16 protein-coding genes are annotated in these 15,597 nt (G+C 60.9%); 7 read left to right on the top strand and 9 right to left on the bottom strand.

Annotation, left to right across the window (positions count from 1 at the left end; all coding sequences use genetic code 11):
- Nucleotides 1–9 precede the first annotated feature (9 nt).
- Genes AACU78_RS09405 through folE2 form a run of 3 tightly spaced genes read right to left on the bottom strand, consistent with a single transcriptional unit; the run spans nt 10 to nt 2,437 of the window.
- Nucleotides 10–876 carry a metal ABC transporter permease gene (locus AACU78_RS09405; protein WP_106575938.1) on the bottom strand — a complete coding sequence of 289 codons (867 nt, stop codon included), beginning with the start codon at nt 874–876 and terminating at the stop codon, nt 10–12.
- The gene (locus AACU78_RS09400; protein ID WP_106575937.1) at nt 876–1,544 is read right to left on the bottom strand and encodes a metal ABC transporter ATP-binding protein; all 669 of its coding nucleotides are present in this window, start codon (nt 1,542–1,544) and stop codon (nt 876–878) included. The genes AACU78_RS09405 and AACU78_RS09400 overlap by 1 nt, the downstream gene beginning before the upstream one ends.
- Nucleotides 1,541–2,437 (bottom strand): GTP cyclohydrolase FolE2, encoded by an 897-nt coding sequence (folE2, locus tag AACU78_RS09395; RefSeq protein WP_106575936.1) that lies wholly within the window; start codon nt 2,435–2,437, stop codon nt 1,541–1,543. The genes AACU78_RS09400 and folE2 overlap by 4 nt, the downstream gene beginning before the upstream one ends.
- A 128-nt stretch (nt 2,438–2,565) precedes the next feature.
- On the opposite strand from folE2, the gene AACU78_RS09390 reads away from it, so the two are divergent.
- A complete protein-coding gene (locus AACU78_RS09390; RefSeq protein WP_106575935.1) occupies nt 2,566–3,777 on the top strand; it encodes an N-acetylmuramoyl-L-alanine amidase in 1,212 nt (403 codons plus the stop codon).
- Here the strand turns inward: AACU78_RS09390 and AACU78_RS09385 are convergent.
- Nucleotides 3,774–4,142 carry a glutamine synthetase gene (locus AACU78_RS09385; protein ID WP_106575934.1) on the bottom strand — a complete coding sequence of 123 codons (369 nt, stop codon included), beginning with the start codon at nt 4,140–4,142 and terminating at the stop codon, nt 3,774–3,776. The two genes, AACU78_RS09390 and AACU78_RS09385, sit on opposite strands and share 4 nt — an antisense overlap.
- Nucleotides 4,143–4,269: 127 nt before the next feature.
- Here AACU78_RS09385 and dksA point away from each other — a divergent pair, with 127 nt between their 5' ends.
- The 4 genes from dksA to AACU78_RS09365 are packed head-to-tail and all read left to right on the top strand — an operon-like array spanning nt 4,270 to nt 7,558.
- The gene (dksA, locus tag AACU78_RS09380; protein WP_106575933.1) at nt 4,270–4,674 is read left to right on the top strand and encodes an RNA polymerase-binding protein DksA; all 405 of its coding nucleotides are present in this window, start codon (nt 4,270–4,272) and stop codon (nt 4,672–4,674) included.
- A 27-nt stretch (nt 4,675–4,701) separates the two neighbouring features.
- A complete protein-coding gene (zigA, locus tag AACU78_RS09375; RefSeq protein WP_106575932.1) occupies nt 4,702–5,907 on the top strand; it encodes a zinc metallochaperone GTPase ZigA in 1,206 nt (401 codons plus the stop codon).
- Nucleotides 5,907–6,551: a DUF1826 domain-containing protein gene (locus AACU78_RS09370; protein WP_106575931.1), complete on the top strand. Its 645-nt coding sequence runs from the start codon at nt 5,907–5,909 to the stop codon at nt 6,549–6,551. Before zigA ends, AACU78_RS09370 begins: the two co-directional genes overlap by 1 nt.
- Nucleotides 6,552–6,595: 44 nt before the next feature.
- On the top strand, nt 6,596–7,558 hold the full coding sequence (locus AACU78_RS09365) for a CobW family GTP-binding protein (RefSeq protein ID WP_106575930.1): 963 nt from the start codon (nt 6,596–6,598) through the stop codon (nt 7,556–7,558).
- Here the strand turns inward: AACU78_RS09365 and AACU78_RS09360 are convergent.
- On the bottom strand, nt 7,552–7,947 hold the full coding sequence (locus tag AACU78_RS09360) for a DUF3301 domain-containing protein (protein ID WP_106575929.1): 396 nt from the start codon (nt 7,945–7,947) through the stop codon (nt 7,552–7,554). The genes AACU78_RS09365 and AACU78_RS09360 overlap by 7 nt on opposite strands.
- Before the next feature lie 117 nt (nt 7,948–8,064).
- On the opposite strand from AACU78_RS09360, the gene pdxY reads away from it, so the two are divergent.
- Nucleotides 8,065–8,937: a pyridoxal kinase PdxY gene (pdxY, locus tag AACU78_RS09355; protein WP_106575928.1), complete on the top strand. Its 873-nt coding sequence runs from the start codon at nt 8,065–8,067 to the stop codon at nt 8,935–8,937.
- 130 nt (nt 8,938–9,067) lie between these two features.
- Here pdxY and AACU78_RS09350 read toward each other — a convergent pair whose 3' ends face one another.
- Complete coding sequence (locus tag AACU78_RS09350; protein ID WP_076013223.1) at nt 9,068–9,553, bottom strand: acyl-CoA thioesterase; 486 nt, start codon at nt 9,551–9,553, stop codon at nt 9,068–9,070.
- Nucleotides 9,554–9,845: 292 nt separating this feature from the next.
- Between AACU78_RS09350 and AACU78_RS09345 the strand changes: the two genes are divergently transcribed.
- Nucleotides 9,846–11,609 (top strand): cation:proton antiporter, encoded by a 1,764-nt coding sequence (locus AACU78_RS09345; RefSeq protein WP_106575927.1) that lies wholly within the window; start codon nt 9,846–9,848, stop codon nt 11,607–11,609.
- 160 nt (nt 11,610–11,769) lie between these two features.
- Here the strand turns inward: AACU78_RS09345 and AACU78_RS09340 are convergent, their stop codons facing one another.
- The 3 genes from AACU78_RS09340 to uvrD all read right to left on the bottom strand — a co-directional run bounded on the left by AACU78_RS09340 (nt 11,770) and on the right by uvrD (nt 15,591).
- Nucleotides 11,770–12,177: an SMI1/KNR4 family protein gene (locus tag AACU78_RS09340; protein ID WP_017135771.1), complete on the bottom strand. Its 408-nt coding sequence runs from the start codon at nt 12,175–12,177 to the stop codon at nt 11,770–11,772.
- A 135-nt stretch (nt 12,178–12,312) separates the two neighbouring features.
- Complete coding sequence (locus tag AACU78_RS09335) at nt 12,313–13,182, bottom strand: Tim44 domain-containing protein (RefSeq protein ID WP_106575926.1); 870 nt, start codon at nt 13,180–13,182, stop codon at nt 12,313–12,315.
- Nucleotides 13,183–13,407: 225 nt separating this feature from the next.
- Complete coding sequence (gene uvrD, locus AACU78_RS09330; protein WP_106575925.1) at nt 13,408–15,591, bottom strand: DNA helicase II; 2,184 nt, start codon at nt 15,589–15,591, stop codon at nt 13,408–13,410.
- Nucleotides 15,592–15,597 lie beyond the last annotated feature (6 nt).

Here is a 15,597-nt window from a genome sequence, read left to right as displayed (position 1 = left end):
GGAAACACCTCATTGGGATGTAAGCAAGGGCGGGCGGCGCAGCAAGCCGTGCACCGGGCCGAAGACCACGGACAGCAAATACCCGCCGCCTGCCACCAGCACGATGGCCGGGCCGCTGGGCAGTGAGTAGTAGAACGACAGCAACAAACCGAACCACACCGACAGGCATCCCAGCACCGCCGATACTGCAATCAACACCGGCAGGCGCCGGCTCCAGAACCGTGAAGCAATCGCCGGCAACATCATCAACCCCACCACCATCAACGCGCCGATGGCCTGGAAACCGATCACCAGGTTCAGCACCACCAAGGTCAGAAATAACCCATGAGCGAGCGGGCCGAGGCGGCTGACGGTTTGCAGGAAGAGCGGGTCTAGGGTGTCCAGCAACAGCGGTTTGTAGATCAGTGCCATGGCGATCAGGCTGAAACCGGAGACCCAGAGCATCCCGGTGAGGGTGGTTTCATCCACGGCCAATGCGGACCCGAACAGCAGGTGCAGCAGGTCCAGGCGTTTGCCTGCGATGCCGAGGATCAGCACGCCGGCGGCGAGGGAGATCGGGTAGATGGCGGCGAGGCTGGCGTCTTCACGCAGGCCCGTGCGGCGGGTGATCCACGCGGATAAACCGGCCATGCTCAGGCCGGCGCCAAGACCGCCGATGGTCAGCGCGGGCAGGCTCAGCCCGGCAAACCAGAAGCCAAGCGCGGCGCCGGGCAGGATGCCGTGAGCCACGGCGTCGCCGATCAGGCTCATCCGTCGCAGGATCAGAAACACACCCAGCGGCGCGGTGCTGCAGGCGAGCACCAGCCCGCCGATGAGTGCGCGGCGCATGAACACGAAGTCGAAGAAAGGCATCCACAGGTGGGCGGCAAAATGCATCAGGCCACCTGCATGTGAGGTTGCGGGCGGATCAGCTCTTTGCTGGGGCCGAACACGCAGCCGGTGCTTTTGATCTGCACCACATGCTGGGTGTGGTGGCGCACGGAGGCCAGGTCGTGACAGACGACGATGATCGTGCGGCCTTGGTCGTGCCAGGCGTGAATGTGTTTCCAGCACAGCGCCTGTCCGTCTTCATCGAGGGCAGCATGGGGTTCGTCGAGCAACAACACCGGCGCTTCGGCGAGGCTCATGCGGGCGAGCAGGGCGCGTTGCAGTTCGCCGCCGGACAAGGCCATCAGCGGGCGATGTTCCAGCCCACTGAGGCACCAGTCCTCCAGGACTGCCTGCAGACGTTCGTTGCGCTGGGGTGGCGTGAGCTGGGTGCCCCAGAAGCCGGCGGCGACCAGCTCTTGCAAACTGATGGGGAACTGGCGATCCAAGTGCTGCTGCTGAGGCAGGAACGAAAGGCCACCACGGCGCGGAACCTCCACACTGACCTTGCCCGCCAGCGGTTTTTGCAAGCCGGCGATCACTTTGAGCAGGCTGCTTTTTCCGGTGCCGTTGGCGCCGATGATGCCGGTGAGGCTGCCTTTTTCCAGGGTCAAATCCAGCGCTGGGGTGAGCGGTTGCCCAGGTGCACCCCAGCGCAAAGCGTTACAGGTGATCATGCAGAGTCTCTCGTCCAGCGGCTTTCAGCCACGGCATCGTGCGCGTGCAGGCTTTCGGCGTGGATCACTTTCAGGTGGAAGGCTTTGACGGCATCCGAGCGTTTCAAGGCGAGGTTGAGGCGGCGTGCGGCGTCTTCACAGAACATCAGGTTCTGCCCGTTGGCCAAGGCGAAGGCTTGTTCGTCCGCACGTTTCACCGCGGTTTGCACGGCGGTGCCGAGCGCAGCTTCGACGTCATCGATCAGCTCGGTGAGCGGCAAGGTGGACTGATTGGCGTCCAACTCAATAGAGAGCTGGGCGCTGCTGCGTTGGCTGTGGGGCGTGGCGACGATGCCGTTAGCGCTGCCGAGCCAGGTGAGTACGTCTTCGTGTTGCAGCGGCGTGCCGGCGAAATCTTGAAGAAATTGCTGTTGAATCAATTGCCTGGCGAGCGCAGCGGAGCAGGGGCAGGTCGAGGAATAAGTAACGTCAATTTTTAGTTCCACGTGGAACATCTGATTTTCCAGACGGGCCTCAATGCACACCGGGTAGCCTTTCCAGCCGGCCAATGGGCTGACCAACGCCGGGCGTTTAAGCAGCAAATCCGTGTGAATTCGTAGGTAGGCGTTCTTAGATAATCCTTCATGACTCTGTAGAAAGCGCTGCAGTACATTACGCAGAAGTGCAGGCGTAATAAGCTGTTGGTCGAGCATTTCCAGGGCCAGGTACAGGCGCGACATATGAATGCCGCGTGCCTCGCCGTCGTCCAGGCTGACGCCGGCATCGGCGGAGGCAGTCAGGCGTTGGCCGTCGATAAGAATGGGCAAGGCGATGCCGCACATGCCTACCCAATCGAGCGGCAAGGCTTGGCGTGAAGCCTGCGCGGCGATATCCGGCAGAGTCAGCGCATTCATGAGCAGGTCCATCGTTGGAAATAAAAAGACATGTTATATTATAACTATTCAGTCGGCGATGATTTTTCTGCTCCAGCCTTTCTTCAGTCATGTCGAGCAGGGACGCTCCTCTATTCGCGGTATATGTCATGCACAGACGTCAGCTTCTCAACCTGCTGCTGGTCAGCCCGCTGTTCACCTTTCCATTGGGGGCTTTTGCCACGCAGATTCGTAATGCGCGCCTGTGGCGCTCCGACGACAAACTGCGGCTGGTGTTCGACCTCAGCGGCCCGGTGCAATACAAGACCTTTTCCCTGACCTCACCGGAGCGCGTGATCATCGACCTGAGCGGCGCCGGGCTCAGCGGTGATTTCTCGCAGTTGGCCTTGAAGAACTGCGGAATCACTTCGATCCGCTCCGGGCATTTTGGAAAAGCCGATACGCGCATCGTGCTGGACCTGGCCGCACCGATGCAGCTCAACAGCTTCTTGTTGCCGCCGCAGGATGGCCAAGGTCATCGCCTGGTACTCGACCTGACCGGCGCCACCCACGCGCCGCGCCAGATCGCCGCGCAGCCGCAGCCTCTGGTGGCGCCGGTGGACAAGGCGCATCCCAAGCGCGACATCATCGTAGTAGTCGATCCCGGCCACGGCGGCAAAGACCCTGGCGCAATCGGTTCCAAGGGCCAGCGCGAAAAGGACGTGGTGCTGTCCATCGCCCAATTGCTGGCCAAACGCTTGAAGCGTGAGAAAGGCTTTGACGTGAAACTGGTGCGCAACGACGACTTCTTCGTACCGCTGCGCAAGCGCGTGGACATCGCCCGTCAGCACAAGGCGGATATGTTCATCTCGGTGCACGCCGACGCCGCGCCACGGCTCACGGCCTCCGGGGCATCGGTGTATGCGTTGTCTGAAGGCGGCGCCACCTCCGCCACGGCGCGCTTCATGGCGCAGCGTGAAAATGGCGCAGACCTGCTGGGCGCCACCACCTTGCTCAATCTCAAGGACAAGGACCCGATGCTGGCCGGGGTGATTCTCGACATGTCGATGAACGCCACCATCGCCTCCAGCCTGCAGCTGGGCAGCTCGGTGCTCGGCAGCCTGCAAAACATCACCACGCTGCACCAGAAGCGCGTGGAGCAGGCAGGGTTTGCGGTGCTCAAGTCACCGGATGTGCCGTCGATCCTGGTCGAGACCGGGTTCATTTCCAACACCCAGGACGCCCAGCGGCTGGTCACCGCGCGCCATCAACAGGCGGTGGCGGATGGGCTTTTCGAAGGCCTGAAAAAGTACTTCGAGAAGAACCCACCGGTGAACAGCTACATGGCGTGGGTTCAGGAGCAGAAGAGCGGCCAGGTCTAACAGCCGGTAATGCGGCTGCACGTGAACTTCGCGCTGGTGCCGCCTGAACTGGAAAACCGGTTGATGGTGGTCCAGCCCACGCGGCGCGTGTAGCCGACCCACGCCTCACCGTCGGACGCCAACCCGGTAAAGAACGTCAACTGCCCGTAGCGGCTGTTGGTCTGTGCCCAGTAGCGTTTTCCGATCACCTCGAAACCGCGCAAATACGTGGTGCCGCCGGCAGTCGCCACGCTGTAGGCATTCCCCAGCGGATCCACGCAAGCCAGCAGGTTGGCGCTGCGCACGCAGGTAGCCGACAGGCTCGGCGTTTGTGCGCAGGCCGGGCCTGCCACTGCCAACAACAGGGCGCACACCAGGTATCTCATAAAGTTTCTCGGGGACCGGAACGGGCTCAAGCATTGCGCCCTTCGTCGTGACGAGCAAGGGGGATTGGCTTAATTGTATTGTTATACTATAACATGTAAACACAGCCTGACCCGTGAACCGCTCTCCATGACTGAACAAGACCTTCTTGCCCTATCGCCCAACGATTACATGAATGAAGCCCAGCAAGGTTTCTTCCGCGAGCTGCTGCTGGGCCAGCGTTCTGAACTGCAAGCACGCATCGACGCTGAGTTCCTGATGCTGCGTGAGCAGGAAGCCAACAGCGACCCCGCCGATGTGGGCAGCGCCGAAGAACAGCGCCAATGGCAACTGCGCCTGCTGGAACGCGAAAAAAAGCTGCTGGACAAGATCGACGACGCTCTTGAACTGCTGGCCCGTGGTGAATACGGCTGGTGCCGTGAAACCGGCGACCCCATTGGCCTGAAACGCCTGCTGCTGCGCCCCACAGCGACCCTGAGTATCGAAGCCAAAGAACGTGAAGAGCTGCGCGAACGCCATCAACGGGCGATTTGACCGGCCAACCCTGATGAGGAACACCTGATGCCCAATCGTCTCCCCGTTACCGTGTTATCCGGCTTTCTCGGCGCCGGTAAAAGCACGCTGCTCAACTACGTCCTGCGCAACCGCGACAACCTGCGGGTGGCGGTGATCGTCAACGACATGAGCGAAATCAACATCGACGGCAGCGAGGTGCAGCGCGACGTCACCCTCAACCGCTCCGAAGAAAAACTGGTGGAGATGAGCAACGGCTGCATCTGCTGCACCTTGCGTGAAGACTTGCTGGAAGAAGTCGGAAAACTCGCCAAGGAAGGTCGGTTCGATTACCTGTTGATCGAATCCACCGGCATTTCCGAACCGTTACCCGTGGCCGAAACCTTCACCTTCCGCGACGAAAACGAGCAAAGCCTGGCCGATATTGCGCGTCTGGACACTATGGTCACCGTGGTCGACGGCATGAATTTCCTGCTCGACTACCAGGCTGCCGAAAGCCTGGCCTCACGTGGTGAAACCCTGGGAGAGGAGGACGAACGCTCAATCACCGACCTGCTGATCGAGCAGATCGAATTCGCTGACGTAATCCTGATCAGCAAGATCGACCTGATCAGCAGCCGTGAGCGCGAGGAACTGATGGCGATTCTCGAACGCCTCAACGCTCAGGCCGAAATTATCCCGATGGTCATGGGCGAAGTGCCGCTGAACAAAATCCTCAACACCGGTCGCTTCGACTTCGAGCGCGCCGCCCAAGCGCCAGGTTGGTTACAGGAACTGCGCGGTGAACATGTGCCGGAAACCGAAGAGTATGGCATCGCCTCCACGGCTTATCGCGCGCGCCGGCCGTTTCATCCTCAGCGTTTTTTCGACTTTATCGACCGCCCGTGGGTGAACGGCAAACTGCTGCGCTCCAAAGGCTTTTTCTGGCTGGCCAGCAAGCATCAGGATGCAGGCAGTTGGTCCCAGGCTGGCGGGCTGATGCGCCATGGTTTTGCCGGGCGCTGGTGGCGTTTTGTGCCGAAAAGCCAATGGCCGCAGGATGAAGAAAGCGTAGCGGCGATCATGACCAACTGGCAGCTGAGTACCGGTGATTGCCGTCAGGAATTAGTGTTCATCGGGCAAAATATCGACTTCAACCAGATGCGCGCCGAACTGGACGCCTGCCTGCTCACCGATGAAGAAATGGCCGCTGGCGTCGAAGGTTGGCGCCTGCTGGCTGATCCTTTTGGCCCCTGGTTCGAGCAGGTAGCCTGATGCTGGCCCCGGTTATTCCATTGCGCCCCGTGATCCGCCAAACGTGCGGTGAAACGCCGCTGGCGCTGGCTGACATCCTGGAAGACGGGGTGAACCTGGCGGTTTGGCAACGCCAGTTGCCTCTGCACATCGCTGAGTTTGGAGCCTTGCTGGTTGCGCTGAACGAGCCGCTGGCCGACTCCTTTGTCATCGAGCTCAATGCCGAAGACGCGGTGCCGAACTTGCAGGGTTTGGCGTCCGGTTACCGAGATCTTGAAGGCTACGAGGGCTTTATTGCTGATGTGTCTTGGTTGGTCAGCGCGTTTGCCTGCTTGCTGGGCGCCAAGCGCATTGGCGTGCGCTTGCGGCTGCTGGACAAGGCCATGTGCCCGCGTTTTCACGTTGACCATGTGCCGGTGCGACTGATCACCACCTACGCCGGCATTGGTAGCCAGTGGTTGCGCGAAGGCGTTATGGACCGCCGCAAACTGGCCCAGTCGGACGCGGAACCCACCGAGCGCATCGAGCAGATCCTCTGTGGCGAAGTCGCCATGCTCAAGGGCACTCAATGGCATGGCAACGAAGCTCACGGCTTGATTCATCGCTCGCCTGCACTCAAGGCTGATGAGCGGCGGTTGATCCTGACGCTGGATTGGCTCGCATAACCGGGTAGGATCAAGCTCTCTACACGGTCTGAATGATGCTACTGATGCTGCAGAATATTCCCACGCACGTGATTGCCGGGCCGTTGGGCGCCGGCAAGACCAGCCTGATCAAATACCTGCTCGCCCAACGCCCGGCCAACGAGCGCTGGGCCGTGTTGATCAACGAGTTCGGGCAGATCGGTCTGGACGCTGCCTTGCTCACTCAGGATGACGACGGCATTGCTTTGGGCGAGGTGGCAGGCGGCTGCCTGTGTTGTGTGAATGGTGCACCGTTCCAGGTAGGCCTGGGCCGCCTGCTGCGTAAGGCCAAGCCTGATCGGCTGTTTATCGAGCCCTCCGGGCTGGGCCATCCGGCGCAGCTACTCAAACAACTGCGCCAGGCGCCGTGGCAACAGGTGCTCGCCGTTCAGCCGTGCGTGCTGGTGCTGGATGCCCAGGCGCTGGCGGCGGGTAAACCCTTGCCTGATGCGCAACGCGAGACGCTGGCCAGTGCCGGGCTGTTGGTGTTGAACAAGGATGAGGCGCTGGATGCCGCGCAGCGCCAGGCCATTGAACAGCAATTACCCGATTGCCCGCTTTACTGGACGCGCCAGGCGCACGTGCCGCTCGACCTGTTGCCCGGCTTGGATGCGAAAGGCCGCACTGCTGTGGATAACGTCGAAGTGCCCCAAGGCTTGGCGCAGATACCGGCGATCTGGACCGATCCGACGCTGCCAATCTGCCTCAGCCAGGCTCAAGAAGACGGCTGGAGCATCGGCTGGCGCTGGCATCCTGGCCAGCGCTTGGACACCGTGCGCTTGCACGGCTGGCTGACAAATCTGGTGTGGCGGCGCGCCAAACTGGTTATCCACAGCCCTGAAGGATGGCTCAGCGCCAACGCTGTGGATAACGGCGCACTTCTCTGGCAACCGAGCGAATGGCGCCGTGACTCACGTATTGAATTGATCTTCAGCCAGCCACAGGACGTGGCCGCATTGCAGGACGCTTTAGCCGCCTGCCGTCAGTGACGGTTCTTGCTGGCGTGGTCCTGGCGCCATTGGCTCAGCTCGATCACTTCAGCGCTGGGCAGCGGCGTTTTGATCTCGAACGGGTAGGGCGCCAGTTCGATCTGCGCGCTGTGAGCGCCAAACTGAGTGATCGTCCCGGGATGGCGGGCTTCGCCGGTTACGGTGAACTCAAAGTTATAGATGCGCGCCAGACGCCGCCGGCCCTTGGCATCCTTCACAAAACCGATGCGTTTCAACGCCACCGCGCCATCGAGCAGCTCGATATCGAGCTTGGCGCAATGCTGCTTGACCCGCTCCAGCGCCCGCTCGCGCAGGCCGTGGTTGTGCCAGACCCAGGCGGCGCCGGTCGCCAGCAGCATCAACACAAAGATGTTTCCCAGGGTCAGCATGCGATGAACTCCAACAAAGTGAGAGCAGCTTAACTGTGTCTCTGGTCTGTCGTACAGGCCGTGTTTAGTCGCATACTGCGCGGCCAGAATTTCAATGGCTTTACGGAAATCTCCCGCATGAAACGCACACCTCATCTGCTTGCGATCCAGTCTCATGTGGTTTTTGGCCACGCCGGAAACAGCGCCGCCGTGTTCCCCATGCAGCGGGTCGGGGTGAATGTCTGGCCGCTCAACACGGTGCAGTTCTCCAATCACACTCAGTATGGACAGTGGGCGGGCGAAGTGTTGGCGCCGCAGCAAATTCCGGCGCTGGTGGAAGGGATTGCCGCAATCGGCGAGTTGGGTAACTGCGATGCCGTGCTGTCTGGCTACCTCGGCAGTGCGGCCCAGGGCCGTGCGATTTTGACGGGCGTGGCGCGCATCAAGGCCATCAACCCCAAGGCCTTGTACTTGTGCGACCCGGTAATGGGCCACCCGGAAAAGGGTTGCATCGTGCCCCAGGAAGTCAGCGATTTCCTGTTGGACGAAGCGGCAGCGATGGCGGACTTCCTTTGCCCCAACCAACTGGAGCTGGACAGCTTTGCCGGGCGCAAGCCGCAATCGCTATTCGATTGCCTGGGCATGGCCAAGGCGCTGCTGGCGCGCGGGCCCAAGGCCGTGCTGGTCAAGCACCTGGATTATCCGGGCAAGCTGCCGGATGGTTTTGAGATGCTGTTGGTGACTGCCGATGGCAGCTGGCACTTGCGTCGGCCACTGCTGGCGTTCCCGCGTCAGCCGGTGGGCGTGGGCGACCTGACGTCGGGGCTGTTCCTGGCGCGAGTGCTGCTCGGTGACAGCCTGTTGGCAGCCTTCGAATTCACGGCCGCCGCGGTGCATGAAGTGCTGCTGGAAACCCAGGCCTGCGCCAGCTACGAGCTGGAACTGGTCCGCGCCCAAGACCGCATCGCCCATCCTCGCGTGCGCTTCGAAGCCACCCCGATCGGTCTGTAACCCAACAAAACCCCACGTGGCAGCGGGCTTGCCCGCGATAGCGGTGGGTCAGCCAGTACATGCACTACTGACAGAGCGCTATCGCGGGCAAGCGCGTTCCCACATTTTGGTCGGGTTTACAGCTGGGGTCTTACGGCCCGTCTGCCTTGATTTCCTGATAGCGCTTTTCCAGCTCCTGGCGAATCTGCCGGCGCTGCTGCGCCTGCACGAACCGGCGCTTGTCTTCGCTGTTGTGCGGCTGCAGTGGCGGCACGGCGGCGGGTTTGCGCTGGTCGTCCACGGCCACCATGGTGAAGAAGCAGCTGTTGGTATGGCGCACCGAGCGCTCGCGGATGTTCTCGGTCACCACCTTGATGCCCACTTCCATCGACGTATTGCCGGTGTAGTTGACCGAGGCGAGAAAGGTCACCAGCTCGCCGACATGGATCGGTTCGCGAAAAATCACCTGGTCCACCGACAAGGTCACTACATAGCGACCGGCATAACGGCTCGCACAGGCGTAGGCCACTTCGTCGAGGTACTTGAGCAGGGTGCCGCCGTGAACATTGCCTGAGAAGTTGGCCATGTCAGGGGTCATCAGTACCGTCATCGACAGCTGGGCGTTTCCGGGTTCCATAGCACACTCACGGGTTGTAGGCATCGGTTGGGGTGGCACCTCTGCGGGTGCTGAAATCTTTGCAGCGCCATCCCTAACGGGACGCCGGTGGGCGGCTTGCCGTCACGCCTGCACCGATCTGTTTCCATATATTGCACCGGCTTTCTGCCGGAAGTCGCGGTGTTAACCTTCAAAAGCCCGTCTCAGGGCATTTCTTACGATTAAGGCCGACTTTTCCTTCCGCATATTGCGACCGTTCATAGGTGCCGGTGGAAGTGGGAAAAGCGCCAGTACCCTCAAGGAGCCCCTCGCCATGCACGCCATCAGTTTTATCCAGGATCTGGCTGTGATCATGCTGGTGGCAGGGGTTGTCACCATCCTGTTTCACCGCCTCAAGCAACCGGTGGTGCTGGGGTATATCGTCGCCGGATTCATCATCGGCCCTCACACGCCACCGTTTGGCCTGATCCACGACGAAGACACCATCAAGACCCTCGCCGAGCTGGGGGTGATCTTCCTGATGTTCTGCCTGGGCCTGGAGTTCAGCCTGCGCAAGCTGTTCAAGGTCGGCGCCACGGCGTTTATCGCCGCATTCCTCGAAATCATCCTGATGATCTGGATCGGCTACGAAATCGGCCGCTGGTTCGATTGGAACACCATGGACTCGCTGTTCCTCGGCGCCATCCTGGCGATCTCCTCGACCACCATCATCGTCAAGGCACTCAACGACCTGAAGATGAAAAACCAGCGCTTTGCCCAGCTGATTTTCGGCGTGCTGATCGTGGAAGACATCCTCGGTATCGGCATCATTGCCTTGCTGTCGAGCATCGCGGTCAGCGGCACGGTCAGCTCCGGCGAGGTGTTTTCCACCGTCGGCAAACTCTCGCTGTTCATGATCGTCGCGCTGGTCATCGGCATACTGCTGGTGCCGCGCCTGCTGGCCTATGTGGCCAAGTTCGACAGTAACGAGATGCTGCTGATCACTGTGCTCGGCCTGTGTTTCGGCTTCTGCCTGCTGGTGGTGAAGCTCGAATACAGCATGGTGCTGGGCGCGTTCCTGATCGGCGCGATCATGGCCGAGTCCCGTCAGTTGATTAAGATCGAACGCCTGATCGAGCCGGTTCGCGACATGTTCAGCGCGATCTTCTTTGTCGCGATTGGCTTGATGATCGACCCACAAATCCTGCTGCAATACGCTTGGCCCATCGCGGTAATCACCGTGGCGGTGGTGCTGGGCAAAATGTTGTCCTGCGGCCTGGGGGCGTTTATCGCCGGCAATGACGGCCGCACCTCACTGCGCGTGGGCATGGGGCTGTCACAGATTGGGGAGTTTTCCTTCATCATCGCCGCATTGGGGATGACCTTGCAGGTGACCAGCGACTTCCTCTACCCGGTGGCCGTGGCGGTGTCGGCGATTACCACGCTGCTCACGCCGTACCTGATTCGCGGCGCCGACCCGTTATCGTTGAAGATTGCGGCGGTGATGCCCAAGCGCATGAGCCGGGTGTTCGGTATGTATGGCGAATGGTTGCGCAGCATCCAGCCTCAGGGCGAGGGCGCAATGCTGGCGTCGATGATTCGCAAGATCATCCTGCAAGTGGGGGTAAACCTGGCGTTGGTGGTGGCGATCTTCTTCGCCGGCGGCTTTTTTGCGGCGCGCATCGGTGGGTATCTGGAAGGCTGGATCAGTGATCCAAGCTGGGAAAAGGCGTTGATCTGGGGCGGGGCGTTGTTGTTGTCGCTGCCGTTTTTGATTGCGGCGTATCGCAAGCTCAAGGCGCTGTCGATGTTGCTGGCAGAGATGAGCGTCAAGCCGGAAATGGCCGGAAGGCATACCCAGCGCGTACGACGAGTGATCGCTGAATTGATCCCCATCCTGTCGCTGCTGGTGATTTTCCTGCTGCTGGCAGCCTTGTCGGCCAGTATCTTGCCAACCAACAAGTTGCTGGTGCTGATCGCCGTGGTGGCAGCAGCGGTGGCGGCGGTGCTGTGGCGGTGGTTCATCCGCGTGCATACGCGGATGCAGGTTGCCTTGCTGGAGACCCTGGATAACCACAAGGACACGCCGGAGCACTAAGCCGAGCGGCGCATTCTTGTGGCGAGCGAGCCTGCTCGCGCTAGGCTGCGCAGCCGCCCTGAAAACAGTCACCTCGCCATCTGGAAAGCGCATCACCCTGGTTGGGGCTACTGCGCAGCCCAACGGGAGCAAGCGCCCTCGCCACAAAAGCTTTGTGGAATCAGCTTTCCAGCCAGACGTCCCGCGCCCAGTGCCACACCGATTCCCAAGTTTCTTCGGTAACCAGTTCTTCTTCGCCGGACCACAGCACCACGGTGCCGTCTTCTTCGACGCAGTAGTAGTCGTCGCCGTCCTGGCAGATCGGGATCATGCTGCGGTCAACACCGGCATCCCAGGCGTTGGCGGCCACGTCCGGCAGGTAGGTGTGGGACTGCGGATCGGTAACCGTCACCGGCTCCAGGCTGCCATACACCACGTCGCTGACGGTGAGCAGGAATTCGCGGAAGACAAACGGGATGTCGATGAACAGTTGTTCTTCGATTTCTACAATTTGGTCTTCGTCAGGCAGTTCCAGAGGAACCGGGACCGGTTCGTTGGCTTCACGCAATTGTTCGATGATTTCTTCCACGGCCGGGATCCTCTTGCTAGTTGGCGCGGTTAATAGGGCGTTTTATACAGTAGCTCGCTATAAGTGCAACCGCGAAATAGAAAACCCCGGAACATGTCCGGGGTTTTTATTACCAAGTGCTCAAGCGTGCGGTTATCAGCCGTTCTGGCGGATACCGGCGACCAGCCAAGGCTGGTTGTCGCCTTGGGCGCGCTCCATGTTCCAGCTTTCGCTGAACACTTCGCCCTGGTCGAAACGCGAGGTCTTCGACACGCCGCTGAAGGTCAGGGTGGCGATGGTCTTGTCGGCGCGATCATCCACACCTTCCAGTTGTACGCGCAGGTCGTCGATGTAGGTCGACTGGAAACCGTCGCCCAGGTCGGCACGTTCGCGCTTGAGGAACTCCAGCAGTTGTGGGGTCACGAACTCGGAGATCTTGTCCATTTCGTTGGCGTCCCAGTGCTGTTGCAGGGACTGGAAGTGGCTGCGGGCCGCTTCGACGAAACGCTCTTCGTTGAACCAGGCCGGTGCATTGATCACCGGACGAGCGGTGGCAGGCGCTGGCGAACCACCAAAGATCGAACCTGTGGTTGGTTTTTGCTCGAAGACTTCACGCTGCATCGGCGCGCCGGCTGGAGCCATGTGCTCCTGCTGCTTGCGGCGACGGGCGGCGATGAAGCGGAAGATCAAGAAGGCGATAACCGCCATGATCAGGATGTCGAAGATCTGCATGCCCTGGAAGCCGCCGCCCATGAACATGGATGCGAGCAGGCCACCGGCGGCGATACCGGCCAGAGGGCCTAACCAGCGCGAAGCACCGCCGGCCTTGGCAGCCGCGCCAGCAGCACCGGCTGCACCGGCGGTTGCTGCAGCACCGCCGGCACCGGCGGAAGGAGCCATTTGGCTGGTCTGGTGAGTCGGTGCCGAGCCCATGCTTTTGCCGCCACCGAAGCGCTTGGCGTTGGCGTCGAGGCTCATCGTCAGGCCGATGCACAACGCCATGGCGATGCTAAGAAAACGTTTCATAAAGGGAATTCCCATTTGTGGATTGCACGCGCGCCATGTTGCACAGGTGTCGTGACAGTGGCTAGCGGCATAATGTTTCGGGCTTTTACGTAAGACCAATTCCGAAGGGTCTGTAGGACTAGTTACAGATATTGGCCCGAGCAGGCGAAAAACAAGGGAGGGGCATGATTCTTCACATTGCAGGCGCCCGGCCAGCCGGGCGCCTAACAGGGAGCATGCAGTGTTTCAGATCGCTTCGAGCTTGGCGTAGCCCATCATCAGCCACTTGCTGCCTTCGGCGAAATTCACCTGCACCCGTGCCTGGGCGCCAGCGCCTTCGAAGTTGAGGATCACGCCTTCGCCGAACACCGAATGCCTGACCTGCTGGCCAAGGCTGAACTGGGTTTCCGGAATCTCGGAACCGGCAAACAGGGTGCTGGAGCTCTGCTGCTGGCCGCCGCCGAACGGGCGGCTGACGCTGTTGGACAGGCGCACTTCCTGGATCAGTCCCTTCGGCACTTCACGTACGAAACGCGACACCTTGTTGTAGGTCTCGCTGCCGTACAGGCGTCGGGTTTCGGCGTAGGTCATCACCAGGTTCTGCATGGCACGGGTGATGCCCACGTAAGCCAGGCGGCGTTCTTCCTCAAGCCGGCCGGGCTCTTCCAGGCTCATCTTGTGCGGGAACAGGCCTTCTTCCATGCCCACCAGGAACACATACGGGAATTCCAGGCCCTTGGCGCTGTGCAAGGTCATCAGCTGGATGCTGTCTTCATGCTCATCGGCCTGGGTATCACCGGCTTCCAGCGACGCATGCCCGAGGAAGGCGGCAAGCGGCGTCAGCTCTTCATCTTCATCAGTGTTTTCAAACGCGCGGGCGGCGCTGACCAGTTCTTCAAGGTTTTCTACCCGCGCCTGGCCCTTCTCGCCTTTTTCCGCTTCGTGATAGGCGATCAGGCCCGATTGCTCAATCACGGTCTGGGTCATCAAATGCAGCGGCATTTCCGCGCATTTGGCGGCGAGGTTCTCGATCAGCTCGACGAACACTCCCAAGGCACCGGCAGCGCGGCCGGTCAGGCCCTTATTGGCGATCAGCAAGCGCATGGCTTCCCACATCGACACATCAGCGTGGCGCGCGTGGTCGCGGATGGCCTCGACGGTTTTCTCGCCGATGCCACGCGCCGGAACATTGATCACCCGCTCCAGCGCCGCATCGTTACCACGGCCCTCGAGCAAGCGCAGGTACGCCATGGCGTTCTTGATTTCCGCACGCTCGAAGAAGCGCTGGCCGCCATAGATGCGGTACGGAATACGTTCGCGCAGCAGGGCTTCTTCCAATACCCGCGATTGGGCGTTGGAGCGGTACAAGATGGCGATATCGTTACGCGCCAGCCCGGTTTTCAACGCGCTTTCGATGGTTTCCACTACGTAACGCGCTTCATCGTGCTCATTGAACGCGGCGTACAGGTTGATTGCTTCGCCTTCGCCGCCGTCGGTCCACAGCTCTTTGCCCATGCGCCCGGTGTTATTGGCGATCAGTGCGTTGGCAGCCTTGAGGATGCCGGCGGTGGAGCGGTAATTCTGCTCCAGACGGATAGTGATCGCGTCCGGGAAGTCGTCGGAGTACTGGTAGATGTTCTCGATTTTCGCGCCACGCCAGCCGTAGATCGACTGGTCGTCATCGCCCACCACCATCAGGCTGTCGCCGCCTTTGGCCAGCAAGCGCAACCAGGCGTACTGCACGGCGTTGGTGTCCTGGAACTCGTCCACCAGGATATGCCGGAAGCGCTTCTGGTAATGCGCCAGCAAGCCTGGGTTGTCGCGCCACAGGTCGAGGGCGCGCAGCAGCAGCTCGGAGAAGTCGATCACGCCGGCACGCACGCAGGCGGCCTCGTAGGCTTCATAAATGCTGCGCATGGTGGCCAGGAACAAATCGCCGCTGGCCTGAATATGTTGCGGGCGCAGGCCTTCGTCTTTCTGGCCGTTGATAAACCATTGCGCCTGGCGCGCGGGCCAGCGCTGTTCGTCCAGGCCCAGCTCACGGATCACGCGCTTGACCAGGCGCTGCTGGTCATCACTGTCGAGGATCTGGAAAGTCTGGCTCAGTCCCGCTTCCTGCCAATGCGCCCGCAACAAACGGTGGGCCAGGCCGTGGAAGGTGCCTACCCACATGCCGGCCGGGCTGATGCCCATCAACTGCTCGATGCGGTGGCGCATCTCGGCAGCAGCCTTGTTGGTGAAGGTCACCGACAGGATGGAATGCGGGGACGCGTTTTCAACCTGGATCAACCAGGCGATACGGTGCACCAGCACTCGGGTTTTACCGGAGCCAGCACCGGCCAGGACCAACTGACGGCCAACGGGGGCTGCTACGGCCTGGCGTTGGGCATCGTTGAGGGAGTTCAGCAAAAGGGAGAGATCATCGCGCATCGGCGC

The organism is Pseudomonas sp. R9.37 (genome assembly GCF_963878885.1).
In the GTDB taxonomy this organism is placed as follows: Bacteria; Pseudomonadota; Gammaproteobacteria; order Pseudomonadales; family Pseudomonadaceae; genus Aquipseudomonas.
This window is presented reverse-complemented; position numbering and strand designations above follow the sequence as displayed.